The following is a 21,564-nucleotide window of genomic DNA, read 5'->3' as shown; positions in this document are numbered from 1 at the left end:
CGCACAATATGAATACACTTCACTGTCAAAATGGGTGCTCGCTTTTGGCGGCGCTTTCATTCCAGTGGTAGCAATTTATGCTGGTTTATACTTGCAAAGCTGGGTAATGTTCGGGGTTATATTAATAGTTGTACCGTTTATTGCTGAGTTAATATTTGCAAGGCACTGCTCACTAAAACTAGTTGGTGTTAAAGCTCTAAGGAAAAAACTCCGTGGTAAAGGCTTATAACAAACGGCTCAAATCGACCTCCACTGCGTTGCTCGTTTTGTGCTTTTCCGCTACGCTCGCACAAAACAAACAACTCCGTTCCGGCGATTTAGCCGGGCGTTAAACGTAGGAATATATGAGACCTTCCACGAGAATAGTGTACATTGAATATAAATGAGGTGATGGGATGGTTGGCTCAGCAAGAATTTGTCGAGTCAAATTTTCCAAGTCAGGTAAGTCTGTACGTTTTGCTGGTAAAACATTTCAAACTTTAAGTGGGTCTGGGTTTAAGTCAAACTACTTTGATGTTGAAACGGGAGAACACTATTGGATTTCTGGTTGTAGGAAAGATGGGTGTGATGCTCTATATTCTACTACAGCAGAAATTGATGAAGATGTACGTGAGGAGTATTGGTGTGAAATACGCAACTTACCAAAAAATAAGAATATTGGTTTTATTAAAGTGAGTAGCAAGTATTGAGTTTAGCCATGCTTAACAAATGCTTCATTTTTAAAGTCATAATCGTCGTTCAAAAAACCTCCACCATTTCTGCCTGCAAATAAACCAAGAGTTACTTAAAAATGTAAGAATTATTGCTTTTCAATTGTAAACTGTTCAACGCTTTTCTTTTTTGACTGCTAAAATGATTTCTCTTGATTCAGCCTATACTTTTACCATGAAAAAGAATTCGACCATTTTATTTCTGTTACTGCCAGTTCTGATGCTGTTGTCAGCCTGTGCGCCGAAATATCAATATGTCAACCCAGTGACGTCTGAAGCATCGATTGATCGCATTTATGTGGTGATGGACTATGTTGAATTTGTTGATGATGTGGGGAAGTTGTATAACTATGATTTGCCTTTGAATCGTGAAAAGTTGGCGGGTTTGCAAGAGACCTTGTCTTTGGTGCTGAACCAGAAAGGTTATGAGGCTGTTTATTTTGTTTCAAAAAGCAGTGGTTATTTGTTGAACGCTGATTTTGATTTCGAACTTTATCACAACAAAAAAAATCAAAAACAGCTGATTTCACCGCCTTTTTTGATTGAATCTCAGTTTATCAGTGCAGAAGAGCAGGATGCCTTGTTGAATACTTTGTCGCAATTCCAAGGTCATGGCATGGTTTCAGTAAAAGAAGATAATATGGGTTATTTGAATCGTTTACAAATGATGCCTGTGGCTTTAGAACATGAGTTATCTGATACAGCGCAGTGGTCAGCTGTTTTGTTTGTTCAAGTCACGCGGCCACGTGTTTCTTTTGGTAAGGGTTTTGGCATGGCTTTGATGAGTACGGCGATATCCGTAGGCGCATCGGGTGGTTCAGTTTATACCACGATAACCCCATATGGTGTGGCGGTTTCAAACAGCCTGTTGTTTGATATGCAAAGTGGTCAATTGCTGTGGAAAAATTATCATCAAAGCAGTGTTGAGGCGATGCAAACACAGTCTTTAAAAAATTATTTCAAGCATTTTCCTGTGGTGGGAAATTGACTGTGTTTTTGCTGTACTGTTGCGGTGCAAGGCAGGGGTGAGCCCTGCGACTACGGGTTGTTTTGTTTTTAGGCTGTTGCGGTGCAAGGCAGGGGTGAATCCTGCGACTACGGGATGTGGTGTTTTGTGTTCGTGTGTTCGGATTATTCTGTTTTGAGCCAGTCGGCGTTGAATTGTGAAGGCAGTAATTGTTCAAGTGTGCAGCTTGTGATTTCGTTGTTGCCATCAAGCATGTGAATTTTCGTCTCAGCATCACTGAATTCTGAGATGATTTGTCGACAATTACCACAAGGTGGGCAGGGCATGTCACTGCTGGATTTAATGTAGATGTCTTTGATGGTTTTGCCGCCTTGAATGATCATGTTTGATACGGCACTTTGTTCTGCACAGCAGCCTGACGGGTAGGCGGCGTTTTCTACATTACAGCCGGCATGGTTATTACCTTGTTCATCGATGATGACAGCCCCTACATGGAATTGAGAATAGGGTGCATGTGCCCGCTTAATGGCGGTGTCTATTTGGGTGATGAGGTCAGCTTTTTTCATGGGTGTTGGTTTATGCCTTGGGTGGCATGAAGTAAATTTCAGGTAATTGGCGCAATTTTTCATCCAAATCCATGCCATAACCAAAGATGAAGTGGTCTTCAATGGTCAGTGCAATGTAATCGGCTTGGTAGGCGGCATATTCGCGGTCATGTTCTTTGTGAACGAGTACGGCAGATTTTACAGTCAGAGCGCCTTTTTTCTTGCACCAAGCATGGGCAGCTTCGAGTGTGTGGCCTTGGTCATAAATGTCGTCACAGAGTATCACGTGTCTGTTTTGCATCACGGTTTCAGGTTGGTATTTCCATATCAATTCACCACCTGTCTGGCCACTGCCATATCGGCTGAGCTGTAAATAATCCATCTCCATGTCTATATTTAATTTTTTAGACAAATCAGAGGCAAAAATCATGCCGCCATTCATGATGGTTAAAAATACCACCTCTTTTCCTTGATAATCTTGATTGATTTGATTCGCCAAAGCTTGGGTGGTGTCAGCAATGGTTTGGCTGTCCACCAATACTTTTGCGCCCTTGGGCAAAATATTTTGATACATAGACAATGTCTCGGTTATGGGTTTGATAGAATAGTGGCTTTTTAATAGGAATGCAATCATGAAAAAATGGTTTGTTTTGATTTTACTTTGTTTCTCAGTCGCTGCGGTTGCTGGTAATAACATGACGGGTGCTGTTGCACCAGACTTTAAGCGTTTAGACCAAAATGGCAATGAACGTGTGTTGTCTGAGTTTAAAGACAAGTGGTTGACGCTGTATTTTTACCCCAGAGATGACACCCCAGGTTGTACCGTTGAGGCCAATGAGTTTAAAGACAAGTACCAAAAATTAGTCGACATGAATGCTGTTGTGATTGGGGTTTCTATGGATGATGCTGAATCACATCAAGAATTTATTGATAAGTATCAGTTGCCTTTTGATTTGTTGGTGGATGAAGACAAAGTGATGTCAAAAGCCTATGGTGTGGCTGGTGGTATGGGGTTGATTTCTTATGCAAAACGTCAAACTTTCATCATCGATCCGCAGGGTGTGATTGTTAAACATTTTGAAGAAGTGGAGCCTAAAACCCATGCAGATGATGTGATTGTGGCATTGTCTAAGGCACAAGCGCTGTATGCCGAGACTCAAAAGTTAGCAGATAAACCGGCAAAAAAGAAAAAGAAAGCAAAAGAAGTTGTTGTCACTGAAATGATGGGAACCCATACCGTTTATGGTACCACTTGGCCACGCATTAAGCAGGCGGATTACCCTTTACAAGCCGTGATGAAGTCACCAGAAAAACACACTGCAGGAAAGCGTGTGATGACAGGTCGAATTACCAAAGTGTGTCAAAAAATGGGCTGTTGGATGATTTTGACAGATGGTGATGATTTTGCGCGCGTGGATTTTAATGACCATGCTTTTTTGATTCCTAAGGATTCATCAGGTGAAGCACGTGTCTATGGATATTTAAAAGCCAAAGAATTAAGTGATGAGCAAATTGCACATTATCAATCTGAAGGTGCAGGTGAGTTACCTAAGAAAAGTTATGAAATTGTAGCCGACAGTGTGATGATCCTGGGTGCGAAATAAGAAGCTGTTCAATCAGCATCACTTAATTAAAACGGCTAAGGAATAATTATGGAATACATGGGTGTTTTCGGTATTTTGCTGTCTTTGGGATTGTTGATGTACCTCGCCTATCGGGGCATCAGCGTCATCATTTTGGCCCCCATTTTGGCCATGTTAGCGGTGGTGCTGGCGGGTGAAGGCAGCCAAATGATGGGTATTTACACCCAGGTGTTCATGAGCAAGATGGGCAGCTTTGCGGTGAAGTATTTCCCTATCTTCTTATTGGGTGCTATTTTCGGCAAGCTGATGGAAGATTCAGGGTCGGCGAAAGTCATTGCCCATCGAATCATTAAAGCGTTGGGTATCAAACATGCCAGTTTGGCCATTGTTTTGGCTTGTGGTTTGTTGACTTATGGTGGCGTGTCGGCTTTTGTGGTGGCTTTTGCTGTCTATCCTTTGGCCGCTGCATTGTTCCGTGAAGCCAATTTGCCTAAACGTTTTATTCCTGCCACCATTGCCCTTGGTGCTTTCACATTCACCATGACCTGTTTGCCCGGAACGGCACAAATCCACAACATCATTCCAACCAGTTATTTCGGTACCAATATGTATGCCGCTCCATTGATTGGTATATGTGCGGGCTTGGCGATGATGGTCGGTGGCTTGTTGTGGATTAACAAACGCATCAAAACCCATCAGGCAGAAGGGTATGGTGAAAATCACACGCATGAACCTGAACATTTAGACAGTCAGCACTTGCCCAACTTAATGTTGGCTTTGTTGCCTATTGTTGTTGTGGTGCTGTTGAATTTTTTGCTTCAAAAACACATCATTCCTTCCTGGGATACTGGTTACTTGGCTGAGGCTAAATATGGAGCCATTTCTGTCAATAAATTGGTCGCTGTTTGGTCTATGATTATTGCCTTATTGGCGGCGAATTTGGTGGTGATTGCTGTTCATTGGCGCCGTTTTGTTAGCATCAACCAAACCATGACCAAGGGTGCTTTGGGTTCGATGTTACCGACATTCAACACCGGCTCTGAAGTGGGTTATGGTGCCACCATTGCTTCTTTGGCTGCTTTTGTTTTGGTCAAAGATGCTGTGATTAATATTTCGCCTGGTAACCCTTTGATTTCAGAAGTGGTCGCTGTCAATGTATTGGCAGGTATCACCGGGTCAGCTTCTGGTGGTTTGACGATTGCACTTGAAGCCTTGGGTGAAACCTATGCCCAATTGGCTCAACAATACAGCATCAACCCAGAGTGGATGCATCGATTGGCTTCCATGGCCTCAGGGGGATTTGATTCATTGCCTCATAATGGTGCGGTGATCACATTATTGACCATTTGCGGATTGTCACACAAGCAGTCGTACAAAGACATTGCGATGGTGTCATTGGTGATTCCGGTGGTAGTGACGGGTGTAACAGTATTGATATTAAGTTTGATTTTTTAGCGTTTTCACATGACTGAAAAAAATAAATACCATCCTGTACAGGCAGCCATGTGGATGGTTTTGGCTGGTGCCAGCTTCGCGGTGGTAAACACCACCAGTCAATACTTAAGTGCCAACTTAGGCTTACACAGTACAGTTGTGGCTTTCTTCCAGTATTTCATCTCTTTTATCTGTATGCTGCCTTGGCTGTTAAATGCGGGTTTGATGACGGCATTGAAAACACAACGCATGAAAGCCCATGTGTTCAGGGTGATATTGGCGGTGATAGGTATTCAGTTTTGGATGGCAGCTTTGGCCTATCCTGTGCCGATATGGCAAGCGATTGCCTTGATTATGACATCACCTTTGTTCGTGACCATGGGGTCGGCTTTGATTTTAAAAGAGCAGGTTGGTTTGGCGCGATGGATGGCAACGCTTGTTGGATTTGTTGGCAGTTTAATTATTTTGGCTCCATGGAATGATGATTTCCAATTAGCCGCATTGTTACCCGTGGCAGCTGCTTTCTTTTGGGCGGGTTCTTCATTGATGATAAAAACCATGGCGGATACTGAATCAGAGGGTTCATTGGTGGTGTATTTGTTGATTTTAATTGCGCCATTTAATTTTATATTGGCGGTACCTAATTTTACTGCGCCTACGCCTGGTATGTGGTATCTTTTGGTGTTGTCAGGTGTTTTGGTGGCCTTGGCGCAATGGTCTATTGCCAAAGCTTATGTCAAAGCAGATGCCTCCTTTGTTCAACCTTTTGATTTGATAAAGTTGCCACTGAATGTTTTGGCTGGCTGGGTGGTTTTTCATTATGTGCCGCCAGGTGCTTTGTGGTTGGGCTCAGCTTTGATTGTTGGTGCCACTTTGTTCATCTTACAAAAAGAAAAAAACATGCCAAATTCAGTATGAATCAGGTGGGTTTTTGAACTGAGTTCACTTTGTCAATGATGACTTCCGTGATTAATTTACCTTCAAAAACCGATGTGGGTAAAGACCCTGGTTTAATGACAAATACACCATAGCCGTTGGTAAAAACTACGTTGCCATCTTGAGCGATATCATAGGAAGCGACATGGTTTGCAACAACGCTTTCTTCACCGTAGCGTGTGCGACGGATGAGTTGCCAGTCTTGAGGTACCACAGAAGGCACGCCATTCACCTTTTTTCCAGTTTTCAATGCCTGTTCGGCATCAAAATGTTTGCCTTTGACAAGGATGTTTTTCAAGTCGGCTTGCGATTCTATACCGTTGGCAGACGTTAGTGGCTTGCGAGAATACATCAAAGAAAAAAAGTTCAAGTAATGGAACAATGCGCGCAGCAATCGAAAAGGAAAGAGTAGGGTGTCTGTGAGTTGGTTTTTGGTGGCATATTGAGGTATTTCATATGGGCGTTGGATAAAATAAAGACAACCGTCGGGAGCAACTTTAGGTTGTAAGTAATCTTTATCTTCAGCTTCTTTGACTGCTTCCAATTCAGCCTCTTTGGTATTAAGCATTTGTATTGATGCGGGGCCATGTGCTGCTTGATAGCCGTGCTCATTTCGTGCAATGCCAATAGATTGAAACAACATATTATGCGGCTCATTTTGTACCCAGGCAGGGTGTGTGTCGATGGTATCACCAGATGTCAATTCGTGGTATTCGCTACCGTCTATGTTTATGATTCCGATATTTGCAGCACCGTTTTGGTTGAGAGAGGTACACAATACTTGGGTGCCATCTGGATTGATGGCTAAATCTTCGAGTAATAAGTGTTGTTTATGAATCAACCTTTGTTCAGTGCCATCGATGAGGTTTTGGCCAAACAGACCGCCAACACTGTTGTCTTTTAATGCGTATATCACATGATCTGTTGAAACAAATTGGAAGGAGGTGGCGTGTAACTCAATATTCGCAGATTTGTGTGTCCTCATACCGCCGCCTGCTGACACGTCAAAAGTGGTACCTTCTTTCCAACTGTGGAGTTGTTTAGATTTTTCGGTACGTTCTACCACTCCCTGTATGAATGGGCTGTGGATTTCCTTGATGTCACCTGCTGGTTTGCGACAAAAGATTTTGCCATGCGACAAAAAAGCGATGGTGTAATGGTCGGAGTGATTTGGTACTTGATTCGATGTGACGGAGTTTGTCTGGGAAAAATAGTTTTGCCACCACAGGTAGAGTACAACCACTGCTATAAATATTAAAATCAGGTGCACAATGATCCTCCTTAATTTGTCCTATGGTTTAAATAAAACACACAAATGTTTATCCCTTATTTGATTATAGCAAAAAACAGCAGAGGGAAGAATGGAATAAATGCCTTCAGTAAAAGTGCTACCTCAGTCGGCTCTTTTTCATCGAACCTGCTGACCAGTAAAATATGATTGTGAATGGCTTGATAAATATGATTTAGTTGTTTTGAACAACAAAAAAGGGAAGCCGAAGCTTCCCTTTTAGTCTAAAGCTCTGAATAATTAATTATTCAAACTCAATGCTCCAAGCATCGATATAACCGCCATCATAGTTAGCATGGTCAGTGACTTCTAAACGCCATTGGCCGCTAGACTCGATGGTACCGGCATTCAAAGTGACATCTAAAGTTAAGTTGTCACCGCTGTCACTTGAGTTAGTGCGGGCATGAACAGTACCATTTTCACCAGTTGGTGCGTAAATCTTAACTTCTAAGTCACCACGGTAAGTATGAACGATGTCAGACTTAATAGTGATGCTTCCAGATGCACCAGTGCGTGTTACGTTGATGTAAGAACTCACTGTGTTGGCTGCTCCAGAAGAAATGGTTACATTGTCTGTATTTTCAAAGAAGTTTGTGCCTGGTCCAGGACCTGTGCTGCCTTCTGTAAAGCTACCTGTTAAAGAGGTGCCAGAGAAAGAGCTGTAGCCACGTAACATCACGTGATATGTACCCGCTTGAGCTGGGTCAAATGCACAGTCTTCGTTGTTACCATTTTTGTAAGGGCGACAATCGTAAGTCGAAGTAGTTGGTGCGCTTCCGAACTTGACATACATGTCTGCATCACCTGAACCACCACTCATGGCAAAGTTCAAATCAGTTGCACCAGCTGGTACGTCTAAAGTGAAGAAAGTTTCTGAACCTTGTGAACCTGACAAGCCAGTTTTGGCTACGCCATTTGACAATTCACTACCACCTGTTGGTGGATCTACTGGACCACCGCCACCAGCGGCGAAGTTTTGTAACAATATGTTAGGCGAACCCGACTTAGCATCTGTTACTTTACCTGTTACAGCAATATTTTCAATAGCTGCTTGAACTTGAGCAGGAGAAGCATTTTGATTGTTTTGCAAATACAAAGCAGCAACACCAGCTACATGAGGTGCAGCCATTGAAGTACCACTGATGGTATTGGTAGCAGAGTTGCTGTTATACCATGCAGAAGTAATGCTTGAACCAGGTGCGTAAATATCTAAACAGTTACCGTAGTTAGAAAAAGATGAGCGTCTGTCGTTGCTTGATGTTGAACCAACAGTGATGGCATTGGCCGCACGTGCAGGTGAGTAGTTACAAGCGTTAGAGTTGTCATTACCAGCAGCTACAACCATAGTCACACCAGCAGAAACAGCACCTTGTACTGCGTTATCAGTAGCAGATGAAGCACCGCCACCCAAACTCATGTTAGCAACAGCAGGTTTAACGTGGTTTTGAGCAACCCAGTCAATACCGCCGATAACACCAGAGTTTGAACCAGAACCATCACAGCCCAGTACACGTACAGCGATTACATTGGCATTTTTAGCAACACCGTAAGTAGAACCAGCTACAGTACCTGCAACATGTGTTCCATGACCATTACAGTCAGAAGTGCCGTTGCCGTCATTAATGGCTGTATATCCGGATGAACCGCGGTTACCAAATTCGTTATGTGAGGTGCGCACACCTGTATCAACTACATAAGCATTTACACCGCTGCCGTTGTAATCATAACTGTATGAGTTGTTTAATGGTAGATTAGCTTGATCGATTCTGTCTAAACCCCAAGTGGCGTTATTTTGTGTTGCACCGATAGAAACTTTTTGATCAGCTTCAATAAAGGCTACTCGAGGATCGTTGGTTAATTTAGCAACTAAGCCAACAGCTCTTGAATTGACAACAAAACCATTAATTGAGTTAGAGTAGGTGCGAACCAATTCGCCACCAGCTCTTGTAGCCATATCTACGGCCATGTTTTGTACCGCTTGTGCTCGCTGTGAACCACCTTCTCTGACAGTTAAAGTAGCTGCATAACTGTTGACTTCGTCATCTTTCAAAACAACGATGTAGGCGCCGGGAATGGTTTTTTCACTGTTCAAGCCGCTGATTTGATTTGAATAGTCCGCACCAGGTCTTGAACCGTCTTGTGCGAGAACTGTTTGACATGACATTGCCATTGTTGCAACCATCAATGAACGCGTGATTGCTGTCTTTAATGAATTATTTGACACATTCGTGCCACCATCTAATTTTTGCATTAGATAACTCTCCTCTATTTTGTTAAAACTAATGAGTTAATAGTTAACCCTTTTTGTCACATTATTTGTTTTTGTTTTTTTGTGACGCAATGATTGTATATATAAGTGAAGTGATTGCAAATTAAATTTATCTAATGCATGAAAAATACTAATGCGAATTCAATGGTATTTTAGTTTATTCTAATTTAGAGAGTTGATTAAGTTGTTGTATATAAAGGATAAATGGGTTTAAAAAATACTTTATATGTTTTGAAGACTTACAATAACATAAAAAATAATTTTTAAAATTATTTTAAAAATGTGAACTGAAACGTGGTAATAACCATTTAAGGAGGTGGAAAGTTGGGTTTATTGGCTGGTTTTTAGTTAAAAATCAGCCAAAAAAAGGTCGGTGTTGGCAATTTGATGACTTATTTTTGTTTAGAAGTGATTCTGGGTTGAATCGGTATGTTCATCAATTTTCTGATTTCATACATCATGATGCCTTTGGTATAGCTTAAAAAGAAACGTTTTTGAAACAGGTCATCTTTTTCTGTTAGTTCCATGAACTGACTTTCTGCAATTTCTTCACGTTTAAGGTGAGTCCATTCAGATGTGTCAATTGTGGCATGTGGATCTTTGTAGGATAAATTTTTAACCAATGTATCAGGAACTGGAATTTCAGTATCCAAAGGGTATTTGAGTGCATATTGACCTGTATCAGTCAATAGGATAGGTAGCTGACATAAGGGTTTAAATCCTGTGTACTCTCCATCTGATGCTGTGGCCTTTAGGAAAACCAGGTACCTTTGTCCTTCGACTCCCTCTTTATCAGGAAAGTAACAGGCTTCTTTTTCAAAACCCTTGGCGTTTATAATCAGCAGTTCATTTTTTTGTACACCTTTATATCCTACCCGGACTGTTAAGTATGCTTGACCTTCAGCATTGAGTGCCCTTTGTTTGGTGTAGTCAATGTTGGTTAACTGCGCAATAGCGACTACATCAGCCCACTTGGCCGCACTTTCAAAGTCAGTAAATGTTTGTTTTTTGACTTCTTGATAGTCAAATTGATGATCGGGATTAGATTCTGGCAGGAACTCTGAATCTTGCATGTCTTGAAGTGCTGTTTGCGCGGAGGCAATCATGGATGCTGTTGTAATGAAGATAAAAATAAAAGTTTTCATGCAGATATTGACTGAGTTTTAGATAAAAAGTTCCCTATTGGAATCCAATGTTTATTGTAACATTGTGCCCATGCGTTCGCCCATTTTAAGTGGGGACCCGGCTTGAAGTTCTGGTTCAAACGCCATGCTGTCTTTTGGAAACAATAATATAACAGTAGAACCCATATTAAAGCGTCCCATTTCATCGCCCTTATTATAATGGGTTTTGCCTTCAGGAATGATGTCTGTAACTTGACTGGCATACGGTGGTGTGATGACACCATTACAAACTGTTTCCATGCTTGAAACCAAAATGGCACCCACATAAACGTAAGCCACTTTACCTGCTTGTGTTTGTAATATGTTGACCAACCTTTCATTGCGTGCAAATAAACGTGGGATTTTTTGCGTGGTCCAATCAGCCACACTGAATAAACGGCCTGGGATGTGGCGCATGGATTTTAATTCACAAGTCACAGGCGCATGCATGCGATGATAATCTTTAGGTGACAAGTATATGGTTATGAACGAGCCGTTCCTGAAATCCTCATCAAACTCGGATGCAATCAGTTCTTTACAAGTAAACTCGTGGCCTTTGGCCTGAAAGATTCTGCCATCTTTTATTTGACCCACTTGCGAAATCACGCCATCAACGGGTGAAATGATGCTGTCTGACATGGTGTCAATGGGTCGGACACTTGGCTTTAATGCCCTGGTAAAAAAAGCATTGAAATGCTCATAATCATCGTAATTGGCACTAGCGGCTTCATCTAAATTGATATTGAATGCTTTGATCATTCTGTTCAAAGTGAAATGCTTGATGGGTTTGAAGCGAATGCGCATCAAATGGTACATGAGTCTTGATAGCATGCGGTGGGGTAGTATGTATTGGAATGCCAATGCAATGATTCTCATGATTGTTGCTCCATATATAAGGTCAAGTCTGCGGCCAAAGTGGCTGCATTATGTGGTGCTGGAAATATACCAATTCGTTCACCAGCTTCATTGATAAGAAATAAGGCTGAAGAATGGTCTACATCATAAACCACTTGCGCTTCATCATGATCTTCAACATGATACGCAACACCCAATTGAGATGCCAGAGACAATATGTTGGCATCACTTCCCGTTGCGGCTGTAAAGTCAGGATTAAAATATTCAATATAGCTTTTTAAGTTTTCAGGCTTATCTCTGTCTGGATCAACTGATATAAAAACAAAGTCCGGACTCGGTTTGTCTGCCTTTTTTAATAGCTTGTCGGTTAATTTCAGTTCCTGTAAAGTGGTTGGGCAGATGTCAGGACAATTGGTGAAACCAAAAAATACCACAGATGTTTTACCTTTGAATGCATTTTCATCTATTTTTTCTTTGTTCTGATTGGTTAAACTGAAACCAGAAAATGCTTTTCCTTGAGGAAACAGTTTTAAATTTTGGTATTCAATTGGGTCGTTGGGCTGACAAGCGCTTAACAGCCAAGCAATAGAAAGTATCAATAAGTTTTTCAGCATATTTTTTTATAAGGGCAAATTAGTGATTGACCCACAAGGTAAAAACAGGCATTGTAGCCTTTTTTTATATTGAGCGAAATGTTGACCGTCAAAGAATTGTTCCATAACTTGTGTGAGCAACTGCAAGCATCAAAAGTATTTTATGGTCACGGTGTGACTACTGCAGAAGATGAAGTGCTGCTGTTGATGATGAAAATGTTGGCTGTTGATTTTGAAACGTTAAATCAAATGACAGGTGATGCAGTATCTCCTGAAGTCATTTCAGCTGCAAATCAGCTTTTGGAAGAGCGGATTAAGACACAAAAACCCATGGCATATGTGTTGGGGTTTTCTGTTTTCGCAGGACTTGATTTTAAAGTTGATGAACGGGCGTTGGTTCCTCGCTCTCCTTTTGTCCAATTGATAGACTGTGGATTTTCACCGTGGGTAAACATGGATGAAGTAAAAGGCGTTTTGGATTTGTGTACGGGGTCAGGCTGTATTGGATTGGCGATTGCGCATTATTTTAAGCATTGCCAAGTGGATTTGTCCGACTTGAGTGAGGATGCATTAAGTTTAGCCAAGGAAAACCAGCAGGCGCTGGCATTGAATTCACATACACAATTGATACACTCTGATTTGTTTGAAAGTTTGGATAAACAATACGACTTGATCGTTACCAACCCGCCTTATGTGGATGAAACAGAGTATAAAAATTTACCCCAAGAATTTATTCACGAGCCCAAAATGGCCTTGGTCAGTGAGCGCGATGGACTGGAAATTCCAGTGAAAATATTGTCTCAAGCAGCTGATTATTTAACTGAAGCAGGTTATTTGTTTTTAGAAGTGGGCTTTTATGACCAGGCATTGACAACAGCGTTACCGAATGTTGACTTCATGTGGTTGGATTTTTCTTCTGATGAAACAGACGATTTTCTGGGAGATGGTCAGGGTATTTGTGTTTTTAGTAAGGCAGATTTGTTAAAATTCAAACCCTATTTTGAGGAGTTCTTAAATACACATGTCACACAATAGTTTTGGTAAGAATTTGGTGTTCACTTCATTTGGTGAATCCCATGGCAGCACAATCGGTTGTGTTTTGGACGGTTTTCCACCAGGTATGCCGATTACTGTTGAAGAAATTAAGGTCGAATTGGAACGTCGCGCCACGGGCAAATCACGCCACACTTCACAGCGTAAAGAAAAAGACGATGTACAAATTGTTTCTGGTGTTTTTGAAGGAGTAACGACGGGTCATCCAATAGCACTGTTGATTGAAAATACAGACGCCAGAAGCAAAGACTATTCAAATATTGCTGAAACATTCAGGCCCGGACATGCAGATTACAGTTACTGGCATAAATACGGTATCCGTGACTACCGTGGTGGCGGTCGTTCTTCAGCAAGAGAAACGACCATGCGTGTGGCAGCCGGTGCATTGGCTAAGAAATGGTTGAAAGAAAATCATGATATTGAGATAAAAGCTTGGCTGTCTCAGCTTGGTGAGATAAAGCTGGAAAAAGGTGATGTTTCAAAAGTGGACGACAATCCTTTTTTTACTGGCGACGTGGCTCAAGTTACTGCACTTGAAGATTACATGGATGAATTAAGAAAGTCAGGTGATTCAGTGGGTGCTCGCATCGACGTGGAAGCAATCAATGTACCCGCAGGATTGGGTGAGCCAGTATATGGAAAGTTAGATGCTGAATTGGCGCTGGCCATGATGAGTATCAATGCTTCAAAAGGTGTAGAAATCGGTGCTGGATTTGATTCTGTCCCGCAAAAAGGCTCTGTTCACAGAGATGAAATTGTCGATGGCAATTTTCAGAGTAACCATGCCGGTGGTATTTTAGCAGGTATTTCTACAGGGCAGGCTATCACGGTAAGTGTGGCATTTAAACCCACATCTTCGTTAAGAATCCCTTGTCGAAGTGAAAATATTCATGGTGAAGCCATTGAGGTGGTGACCAAAGGTCGGCACGATCCATGTGTTGGGATACGAGCAACACCTATAGTGGAAGCCATGATGGCATTGGTCTTAATGGATCATCTGCTCAGGCACCACGCACAAACCAAATCAGGAAAAGTTAAATGAGAACATATAATGTAGCAGTGGTTGGCGCCACAGGTGCAGTGGGTAAAACCATGCTAGAAATTTTGGAATCAAGAAAGTTTCCAATCAATGAAATATTCCCTTTGGCCAGTGAACGAAGTGCTGGTGACTTTATAGATTTCAATAAAAAACAAGTGCAAGTTGCTGATTTGGCACATTTTGATTTCAGTAAGGCGGACATTGCTTTGTTTTCAGCTGGTGCGGCTGTTTCTGCTGAATATGTAGCCAAGTGTGTTGACTCAGGTTGTGTGATGATTGACAACACGTCATATTTCCGCAATGAAGAAGATGTGCCGCTTGTGGTGCCTGAAGTGAACCCAGAAGCAATAGCTGAATTCAAACAAACAGGCATCATTGCCAATCCCAATTGCTCAACCATTCAGATGTTGGTGGCCTTGGCGCCCATTCATAAAAAAGTAGGCATTGAGCGCATCAATGTGGCAACTTACCAGTCTGTTTCAGGTGCGGGTAATAAGGGCATTGATGAGTTATCGGAACAAACCCGTTCATTGTTGAATTTCAGGCCGTTACAAAACAACGCTTTTTCTCAACAAATTGCTTTTAATGTGATTCCTCAGATTGATGAGTTTCAAGACAATGGTTACACCCGTGAAGAAATGAAAATGGTTTGGGAAACCCAAAAAATATTGGGAGACCGTTCGGTGCGAGTGAATCCAACATGTGTTCGAGTGCCCGTATTTTATGGTCATGCAGAAGCAGTCCATATCGAAACAACTGCCAAAATTACTGCTGACGAAGTTAAATCTTTAATGCAAAATACAGCGGGTGTTGAATTGATGGACGACCCTGCCAGTATGTCATTTGCATCACCTTCTGTTCACAGTGCAGGGAATGACCCTGTTTATGTGAGTAGAATTCGTGAAGACATATCAATTGACCATGGTATCAATATGTGGATTGTCTCAGATAACATAAGGAAAGGTGCGGCTTTGAACAGTGTTCAAATAGCTGAAGAGCTGATAAAATTACTGGATAAAGAGTAAGTTAGCACGTTTTTTTTAGATAATTTCTTGGTAATTTATTGTAGAATTGGTTAATATCTAAAAGTTATTAGCGTTCTTTTGTACTAAACACAGCGACAAACAGTGAAAATTATGAAACAAAAATCTATTTTACTAGGCTTAGTAATGGGCTTAACCTTGGCTTCACAAGACACCCAATCTCTAGGAATGGGGACCATACAGGTACATTCCGCACTGGATCAACCTTTGCATGCCAGCATTAACCTAATGATTGGTGATGATGAGGATTTATCTGGTCTTGATGTTAAATTAGCCAGTGCAGAAGACTATAAAAAAGTAGGTTTAGATAGGTCCTTTGTTCCTGGTAATATCAGTGTGTCAATAGATGAAGAAAATCCACTGTTAATCAAAGTTTCCTCTTCTGGGCCAGTCAGTGAGCCGATTGTTTCTTTGTTGCTGGATGTTAATTGGGGTAATGGTCGAATTTTCCGTGAATTTACCATCTTACTTGATCCTCCAGTTTACAGCAGCAGTCAAATCATCACTGAAACTCCAGTTGCACAAGAAACAACTAACCAAGAATCCGAAATTATTGAAGAGGTTGCAGACGCTGTTGATGAAACCCCACAGGTTCAAACCAGGGTTGAGGCTTCTGAAGGCAATCAATTTGATGTTGAAGAAAATGCTGTTGAAGATACTGTAGAAAACGTTACGGATGAAGAACCTGAGGAAGCAGTTAGCTACGATACGACTGTTGGTTCAATAGAAGTGATGTCTGGAGATACATTGTGGCGTTTAGCAAATCAAAATAAACCCAGTGCATTAACCACCAATCAAATGATGGCCGCCTTGTTTAATAGCAACCCTCAGGCGTTTGCTAACAACAACATCAATCAGTTGATCAAAGGCAGTCGGTTGATGATTCCTGATGCCAATGAATTACAGTCAATCAGTCAAACTGATGCATTGGACTTGGTTCGTTCACATAATGACACCTGGGCTCCCAGCCAAGTAGCTGAAGAAAGTTACTCAAGTTTTCAAACCACCGAACCTGATTATTCTGAGCCAGAAGAAGCAGTGGCTGAAACCATTGATTATGGTGTTGAATTGGCAGGAAGTACAGATCAGGAAGATTCAAATGGAGGCTTGGAAGGCGAAAGTTATGAAAATCTGAATGAAAGCGCAACAGCAGAAGAGTTGTATAACAAAGATTCTGAAAATGCAGAGTTGAAAGAGCGATTATCAGAACTGGAAGGGATTGTTGAAGTGCAACAAGCTGCACTGGAAATAAAAAGTGACGATTTAGCAAACCTAGAAGATCAATTTACTGACAGTGACGAAACTGTTACAGAAGAAGCCACATCAAGTGAGTCTGACGATGTTTGGGGTGATGATCCATCGGTTGCTTTAACTGAAGAAGAAATGGCTGCTGAACCTGAGTCAATGATTACAGATTTATCTGTTGGTGAAGAATCAGAGACTGATTCTGAAGAAAGTACAGCTGTCGAAGCTGAACCAGTGAAAACTGAAGTAAAAGCGCTTTCAATACCGCAAAATAAAGAAGAATCAATGGTAGATAAGGGGGTTAATTGGATTATGGAAAATTTACAATGGTTGGCTTTAGGACTGTTAGCCTTGTTGGTATTGATATTTGTTCCTAAGTTTTTAAGGTCTAAAAACAAAGATGTGGCTGAAGAAACCAGCTTTTTAGATGACATTAAATCAAGAAACAATGGTAAAGAAAGTGAAATTGAAGACTTATCAACCGAAACTGAAGATACCAAAGTTAATGAGCCATTAATTGAAACCGAACCAGTTGAAGATATGGCGGATGATGTTTTGGCAGATTTAGACAAAAAAATTGATTTTGAAAGCGATGAAGAAAATGAAGATGAAGATGAAGACATTTTCAAAGGCTTTGATGATGAACCTGAGGCCATCACTGAGCCAGAACAAGTTGACGAAGAAAGTGATTCAGATGTAGATGATGGATTTGATTTAGATGGCTTTTTGAATGATGATTCTGATGATGAGCTTGATTCTGAGATTGAAGGTGCTGTTGACGACGTTGTTGAAGATACTGAAGAGGTTTTAGAAGAGTCATTTGATGTAGATGAAGATTTTGATTTTGACCTAAGTGAGTTAGATGATTTAGAAGAATCAAATGATGCTACAGATGGTGATTTGTCTGATGAAATTGATGACGCATTAGACTCTTTGTCTGGTGATGGAGAAGAAGCAGTTGAAGCTGTAGAACAAGCAGTAGAAGAAGAGCCAGACTTTTCATTAGATGAAGATTTTGAATTTGACCTTGATGATGAACTAGAAGAAATAGCTGAAGAAGCTGAAGAAGTTGTTTCTGAGGCAGCAGATGCTTCTGAAGATGCGTTTGATGAAGTGCTTGATATTTCTGATGATTCGACTGAATCTTTAGAAGTTACTACTGAAGCAGATGATTCTGAAATTGACTTAGGTTTGGATTTAGATGACATGCTAGAAGATGGTGATGTGATTGATACCAAGATCGATTTAGCAAAGGCTTATTTGGAAATGGGTGACAAAGACGGTGCGAAAAACTTGTTAAAAGAAGTCGCTGCTGAAGGTGATGAATCGCAAATTGAAATGGCTAAGAAGCTGCTAGATGATATGTAAACTAAGTCAATAATGACCTATAATAAGCCGGATTTTATAGTCCGGCTTTTTTTATGCGTATTGCTTGTGGTATTGAATATGATGGAGAACCTTTTCTTGGCTTTCAAAGTCAAAAACAGGGCAATACAGTACAAAGTTGCCTAGAGCAAGCAATCAGCCAAGTTGCCAATGAACCAGTGTCCGTTTTTTGTTGTGGACGAACTGATACAGGAGTGAGTGCTCGTCACCAAGTAATTCATTTTGATACAACTGCCAATCGTTCTGATCGACAGTGGCGGTTGGGGATAAATTCCTCAAACCACAGGGCTATATCAGTATTGTGGGTTAAACAAGTTGCTGATGATTTTCATGCAAGATTTTCCGCGTTAACAAGGTCATACCAATACACCATTCTTAACCGGAATGTTAAACCGGCAATAAATCGCCATCATTTGACCTGGGAATTGATGCCCCTTGATGAAATTAAGATGCAACAGGCTGCAGAAATTCTATTGGGGACTCATGATTTTTCTGCATTGCGGTCAAGTAATTGTCAATCAAAAGAGCCAGTCAAAACGGTGTCGGAAGCACGTGTTGTTCGCGAAGGTGAGTTGATACATTTTTATGTTACAGCCAATGGTTTTTTGCATCATATGATTCGAAATGTCATGGGTGTTTTGATTCCCATAGGAAAGGGGGAAAAGCCAGTGAGTTGGATGGGTGAAATCATTGAAAGTAAAGACCGCCGAAAGGCGGGAGTTACCGCAGCGCCAAATGGTTTGGTTTTTGCAGGAGTGACTTACCCCGATTGTTTTGAAATACCAAGGATATAATGTGACCATCAAAATTAAATACTGTGGATTAAAGCAAAAAGAAGAAGTCGAATTGGCCAGTAAGTTAGGCATAGATGCCATAGGTTTGGTGTTTGTGTCTAAAAGTCCACGCTATGTGACAATTGAAGAAGGGGAAAAATTATCATTACATTTAAGGAACTTTTCGGCTTCAAAAAAACCTAAAGTTGTCGCTTTGTTTGTTAATCCGACTGCCGAATACGTGGCAGAAGTTTTGGCACGAGTAAAGCCTGATGTGTTGCAGTTTCATGGCCAAGAAACACCCGAGTTCTGCCGTCAGTTTAACCACACTTATTGGAAAGCCATAGCCATGCTTGATAATCAGCCATGGGTGCAATCAGTTAATTGTTACCATGATGCTGAGTATTGTTTATTAGATTCATATCAATCAGGGCAGTTGGGTGGTTCAGGCGAAGCTTTCGACTGGTTTAATTTTCCTGTTGAGTTAAGGCACAGGCTAATTTTGGCTGGTGGTTTGAATATTGAAAATATCAATCAAGCCATTAATCAAACACAAACACAATATCTCGATGTCAGCAGTGGCATTGAATCTTCACGTGGCGTAAAATCGCCACTTTTAATGAAACAATTATTTCATTTGGTAAACCCATCATGACCATTACTTACGCAAATTACCCCGACGATAAAGGACATTTTGGTGACTTTGGCGGCAAGTTCGCTTCAGAAACCTTAATGCATTGTTTAGAAGAGCTAAAAGAAGCTTATTCTAAATTTAAAAACGACCCTGAATTTCAACAGCGTTTTCAAAATGATTTAGCTGACTATGTTGGCCGTCCTTCACCTTTATACTTAGCTGAACGATTAACTACACAAATGGGTGGCGCAAAAATATGGCTAAAACGTGAAGATTTAAACCATACTGGCGCGCACAAAATTAATAATACCATTGGTCAAATTTTATTGGCCAAAGCGATGGGCAAAAAGCGAATCATCGCAGAAACTGGTGCAGGGCAGCATGGTGTTGCGACTGCCACAGTTGCCGCACGTATGGGTTTGGAATGTGTTGTTTATATGGGTGAAGTTGACATTCAACGTCAAGCCATTAATGTTTATAGAATGAAACTTATGGGAGCAGAAGTGCGATCTGTATCTTCAGGTTCTAAAACATTGAAAGATGCATTAAATGAAGCCATGCGTGACTGGGTAACCCACGTTGATGATACGTTTTATATCATCGGAACAGTGGCAGGGCCTGATCCATATCCGGCGATGGTGCGTGATTTTAATGCAGTAATTGGTCAAGAAGTGAAACGTCAAGCGGCTGAAAAGATAGGCGGTTTACCCGATGCTTTGGTTGCTTGTGTTGGCGGAGGCTCTAATGCGATGGGCTTGTTCCATGAGTTTTTAGATGATGCATCGGTCAAGTTATATGGTGTGGAAGCGGGTGGTCACGGTGTTGAAACTGGTGAACATGCGGCTTCAATTACAGCAGGCAAGGTGGGTGTGTTGCATGGTAATAGAACCTATGTGATGTCAGATGACGATGGCCAAATTATTGAAACCCATTCTATATCTGCAGGCTTAGATTATCCTGGTGTTGGCCCTGAACATGCTTTTTTAAATCACACGGGTCGTGCTGAATATGTCACCATCAATGACGATGAAGCATTGCATGCCTTCCACACATTGACAAAGGTTGAAGGCATATTGCCTGCCTTGGAAAGTTCACACGCCATTGCTTATGGCATGAAACTGGCTAAAACCATGGATAAAGATAAAAATATCGTCATCAATTTGTCCGGCCGTGGAGACAAAGACGTACACACTATTGCCGCCATTGAAGGGGTTTCGGTATGAGTTTATTAACACAAAAGTTTGAACAATTGGCTGGTAAAAAAGCGTTGGTGCCATTTATCACAGCAGGGCATCCAAAACCAGAATTAACCGTTTCAGCCATGCATGCATTGGTTGCCAATGGGGCAGATGTGATTGAACTGGGTATTCCTTTTTCGGACCCAATGGCTGACGGTGAAGTCATTCAGTTGTCTTCAGAGTCTGCGATTGCGCAAGGGGTTGGTTTAAATGACGTTTTGTCTATGGTGTCTTCGTTTAGAGAAAATGACACTACCACTCCAGTGCTATTAATGGGATATTTAAACCCAATTGAATGTTTTGGCTATTCAGAATTTGTAAAACAAGCCAATGCATGTGGTATTAACGGCGTGTTGTTGGTTGATTCTCCACCAGAAGAATCTGAGCAGTTGTTAAAACTGCTAGCAGAAAAGAACATGCACCAAATCTTTTTGGTAGCGCCTACAACGACTGATGAAAGAATTAAATACATCATGCAATCGGCAACTGGTTTTATTTACTATGTGGCCTTGAAAGGTGTCACTGGTTCTGCTGATTTGGACAGTGAATCTGTGAATAAAGACGTGTTAAAGCTGAAAGCATTAGGGGAGTTACCGGTTGCTGTGGGCTTTGGAGTAAAGGACGCGGCGTCGGCTACAGCTGTTGCTGAACAGGCTGATGCGGTTGTGATTGGCAGCGCCTTGGTTAAGTTACTAGGTAACTGTGTTGATGAAAAATCTGTGGTTTCTACCATTGAGTCATTCTTAAAACCTATCCGAATCGCGTTGAATTCGTTATAATTTGCTGTTCACCACAATAAAATGAACTGAA

At 41.3% G+C, this 21,564-nt stretch carries 20 protein-coding genes; 13 read left to right on the top strand and 7 right to left on the bottom strand.

Annotated features, from left to right (window positions below):
• Positions 1-395 precede the first annotated feature (395 nt).
• Both FET73_RS00725 and FET73_RS00720 read left to right on the top strand, forming a co-directional pair.
• The gene (locus FET73_RS00725; RefSeq protein WP_218944235.1) at positions 396-689 is read left to right on the top strand and encodes a hypothetical protein; all 294 of its coding nucleotides are present in this window, start codon (positions 396-398) and stop codon (positions 687-689) included.
• Positions 690-885: 196 nt separating this feature from the next.
• The gene (locus tag FET73_RS00720) at positions 886-1,698 is read left to right on the top strand and encodes a hypothetical protein (RefSeq protein ID WP_154222006.1); all 813 of its coding nucleotides are present in this window, start codon (positions 886-888) and stop codon (positions 1,696-1,698) included.
• Positions 1,699-1,841: 143 nt separating this feature from the next.
• On the opposite strand, the gene cdd is transcribed toward FET73_RS00720, so the two are convergent.
• Together cdd and FET73_RS00710 are read right to left on the bottom strand one after the other, a co-directional pair.
• Positions 1,842-2,306: a cytidine deaminase gene (gene cdd / locus FET73_RS00715; protein WP_343032259.1), complete on the bottom strand. Its 465-nt coding sequence runs from the start codon at positions 2,304-2,306 to the stop codon at positions 1,842-1,844.
• Positions 2,254-2,856, bottom strand: coding sequence for a hypoxanthine-guanine phosphoribosyltransferase (locus tag FET73_RS00710; RefSeq protein ID WP_179952034.1), 603 nt, complete (start codon positions 2,854-2,856; stop codon positions 2,254-2,256). Before FET73_RS00710 ends, cdd begins: the two co-directional genes overlap by 53 nt.
• Between FET73_RS00710 and FET73_RS00705 the strand changes: the two genes are divergently transcribed.
• From FET73_RS00705 to FET73_RS00695, 3 genes are read left to right on the top strand one after another with little or no spacing between them, the layout of a single operon-like run.
• Positions 2,855-3,826 (top strand): DUF4920 domain-containing protein, encoded by a 972-nt coding sequence (locus tag FET73_RS00705; RefSeq protein WP_154222003.1) that lies wholly within the window; start codon positions 2,855-2,857, stop codon positions 3,824-3,826. The two genes, FET73_RS00710 and FET73_RS00705, sit on opposite strands and share 2 nt — an antisense overlap.
• A gap of 48 nt (positions 3,827-3,874) precedes the next feature.
• Entirely contained in the window at positions 3,875-5,260 is a 1,386-nt protein-coding gene (locus tag FET73_RS00700; RefSeq protein WP_343032258.1) for a GntP family permease, read from the top strand.
• Positions 5,261-5,269: 9 nt separating this feature from the next.
• Positions 5,270-6,157 (top strand): DMT family transporter, encoded by an 888-nt coding sequence (locus tag FET73_RS00695; protein ID WP_246172625.1) that lies wholly within the window; start codon positions 5,270-5,272, stop codon positions 6,155-6,157.
• Between the two features lies 1 nt (position 6,158).
• On the opposite strand, the gene FET73_RS00690 is transcribed toward FET73_RS00695, so the two are convergent.
• From FET73_RS00690 to FET73_RS00670, 5 genes are all read right to left on the bottom strand, one after another.
• The gene (locus tag FET73_RS00690) at positions 6,159-7,445 is read right to left on the bottom strand and encodes a TolB family protein (protein WP_154222002.1); all 1,287 of its coding nucleotides are present in this window, start codon (positions 7,443-7,445) and stop codon (positions 6,159-6,161) included.
• 262 nt (positions 7,446-7,707) lie between these two features.
• On the bottom strand, positions 7,708-9,714 hold the full coding sequence (locus FET73_RS00685; protein WP_154222001.1) for a S8 family peptidase: 2,007 nt from the start codon (positions 9,712-9,714) through the stop codon (positions 7,708-7,710).
• A gap of 410 nt (positions 9,715-10,124) precedes the next feature.
• Complete coding sequence (locus FET73_RS00680; RefSeq protein ID WP_179952033.1) at positions 10,125-10,877, bottom strand: hypothetical protein; 753 nt, start codon at positions 10,875-10,877, stop codon at positions 10,125-10,127.
• Between the two features lie 51 nt (positions 10,878-10,928).
• Complete coding sequence (gene asd / locus FET73_RS00675) at positions 10,929-11,771, bottom strand: archaetidylserine decarboxylase (protein ID WP_218944234.1); 843 nt, start codon at positions 11,769-11,771, stop codon at positions 10,929-10,931.
• Positions 11,768-12,364, bottom strand: a complete 597-nt coding sequence (locus FET73_RS00670; protein WP_154221999.1) for an SCO family protein — start codon at positions 12,362-12,364, stop codon at positions 11,768-11,770. Before FET73_RS00670 ends, asd begins: the two co-directional genes overlap by 4 nt.
• An 81-nt stretch (positions 12,365-12,445) precedes the next feature.
• Here FET73_RS00670 and prmB point away from each other — a divergent pair, with 81 nt between their 5' ends.
• From prmB to trpA, 8 genes are all read left to right on the top strand, one after another.
• The gene (prmB, locus tag FET73_RS00665; RefSeq protein ID WP_179952032.1) at positions 12,446-13,378 is read left to right on the top strand and encodes a 50S ribosomal protein L3 N(5)-glutamine methyltransferase; all 933 of its coding nucleotides are present in this window, start codon (positions 12,446-12,448) and stop codon (positions 13,376-13,378) included.
• Positions 13,365-14,438, top strand: a complete 1,074-nt coding sequence (gene aroC / locus FET73_RS00660; RefSeq protein ID WP_154221997.1) for a chorismate synthase — start codon at positions 13,365-13,367, stop codon at positions 14,436-14,438. The genes prmB and aroC overlap by 14 nt, the downstream gene beginning before the upstream one ends.
• Positions 14,435-15,460, top strand: coding sequence for an aspartate-semialdehyde dehydrogenase (locus FET73_RS00655; RefSeq protein WP_154221996.1), 1,026 nt, complete (start codon positions 14,435-14,437; stop codon positions 15,458-15,460). Before aroC ends, FET73_RS00655 begins: the two co-directional genes overlap by 4 nt.
• 111 nt (positions 15,461-15,571) lie before the next feature.
• Positions 15,572-18,091, top strand: a complete 2,520-nt coding sequence (locus FET73_RS00650) for a motility hub landmark protein FimV (RefSeq protein WP_154221995.1) — start codon at positions 15,572-15,574, stop codon at positions 18,089-18,091.
• 53 nt (positions 18,092-18,144) lie between these two features.
• Positions 18,145-18,903, top strand: coding sequence for a tRNA pseudouridine(38-40) synthase TruA (truA, locus tag FET73_RS00645; RefSeq protein ID WP_154221994.1), 759 nt, complete (start codon positions 18,145-18,147; stop codon positions 18,901-18,903).
• 1 nt (position 18,904) lies between these two features.
• Positions 18,905-19,537, top strand: coding sequence for a phosphoribosylanthranilate isomerase (locus tag FET73_RS00640; RefSeq protein WP_179952031.1), 633 nt, complete (start codon positions 18,905-18,907; stop codon positions 19,535-19,537).
• A complete protein-coding gene (trpB, locus tag FET73_RS00635) occupies positions 19,534-20,739 on the top strand; it encodes a tryptophan synthase subunit beta (protein WP_154221992.1) in 1,206 nt (401 codons plus the stop codon). The genes FET73_RS00640 and trpB overlap by 4 nt, the downstream gene beginning before the upstream one ends.
• Positions 20,736-21,533, top strand: coding sequence for a tryptophan synthase subunit alpha (gene trpA, locus FET73_RS00630; protein ID WP_154221991.1), 798 nt, complete (start codon positions 20,736-20,738; stop codon positions 21,531-21,533). Before trpB ends, trpA begins: the two co-directional genes overlap by 4 nt.
• The last annotated feature ends 31 nt before the right edge of the window (positions 21,534-21,564 follow it).

It is taken from the genome of Marinicella rhabdoformis, assembly GCF_009671245.1.
In the GTDB taxonomy this organism is placed as follows: domain Bacteria; phylum Pseudomonadota; class Gammaproteobacteria; order Xanthomonadales; family Marinicellaceae; genus Marinicella; species Marinicella rhabdoformis.
Note: the sequence above shows the minus strand (reverse complement) of the source record. Positions and strands in the feature narration are given on the sequence as shown.

Bases quoted from the DNA above. Each gene is read 5' to 3' on its own strand.
- FET73_RS00710 (WP_179952034.1), bottom strand. From the start codon at position 2,856: ATGATTGCATTCCTATTAAAAAGCCACTATTCTATCAAACCCATAACC.
- FET73_RS00680 (WP_179952033.1), bottom strand. From the start codon at position 10,877: ATGAAAACTTTTATTTTTATCTTCATTACAACAGCATCCATGATTGCC.
- FET73_RS00720 (WP_154222006.1), top strand. From the start codon at position 886: ATGAAAAAGAATTCGACCATTTTATTTCTGTTACTGCCAGTTCTGATG.
- FET73_RS00705 (WP_154222003.1), top strand. From the start codon at position 2,855: ATGAAAAAATGGTTTGTTTTGATTTTACTTTGTTTCTCAGTCGCTGCG.
- cdd (WP_343032259.1), bottom strand. From the start codon at position 2,306: ATGAAAAATTGCGCCAATTACCTGAAATTTACTTCATGCCACCCAAGG.
- trpA (WP_154221991.1), top strand. From the start codon at position 20,736: ATGAGTTTATTAACACAAAAGTTTGAACAATTGGCTGGTAAAAAAGCG.
- aroC (WP_154221997.1), top strand. From the start codon at position 13,365: ATGTCACACAATAGTTTTGGTAAGAATTTGGTGTTCACTTCATTTGGT.
- truA (WP_154221994.1), top strand. From the start codon at position 18,145: ATGCGTATTGCTTGTGGTATTGAATATGATGGAGAACCTTTTCTTGGC.
- asd (WP_218944234.1), bottom strand. From the start codon at position 11,771: ATGAGAATCATTGCATTGGCATTCCAATACATACTACCCCACCGCATG.
- FET73_RS00695 (WP_246172625.1), top strand. From the start codon at position 5,270: ATGACTGAAAAAAATAAATACCATCCTGTACAGGCAGCCATGTGGATG.
- trpB (WP_154221992.1), top strand. From the start codon at position 19,534: ATGACCATTACTTACGCAAATTACCCCGACGATAAAGGACATTTTGGT.
- FET73_RS00670 (WP_154221999.1), bottom strand. From the start codon at position 12,364: ATGCTGAAAAACTTATTGATACTTTCTATTGCTTGGCTGTTAAGCGCT.
- FET73_RS00650 (WP_154221995.1), top strand. From the start codon at position 15,572: ATGAAACAAAAATCTATTTTACTAGGCTTAGTAATGGGCTTAACCTTG.
- FET73_RS00685 (WP_154222001.1), bottom strand. From the start codon at position 9,714: ATGCAAAAATTAGATGGTGGCACGAATGTGTCAAATAATTCATTAAAG.
- FET73_RS00655 (WP_154221996.1), top strand. From the start codon at position 14,435: ATGAGAACATATAATGTAGCAGTGGTTGGCGCCACAGGTGCAGTGGGT.
- FET73_RS00725 (WP_218944235.1), top strand. From the start codon at position 396: ATGGTTGGCTCAGCAAGAATTTGTCGAGTCAAATTTTCCAAGTCAGGT.
- FET73_RS00700 (WP_343032258.1), top strand. From the start codon at position 3,875: ATGGAATACATGGGTGTTTTCGGTATTTTGCTGTCTTTGGGATTGTTG.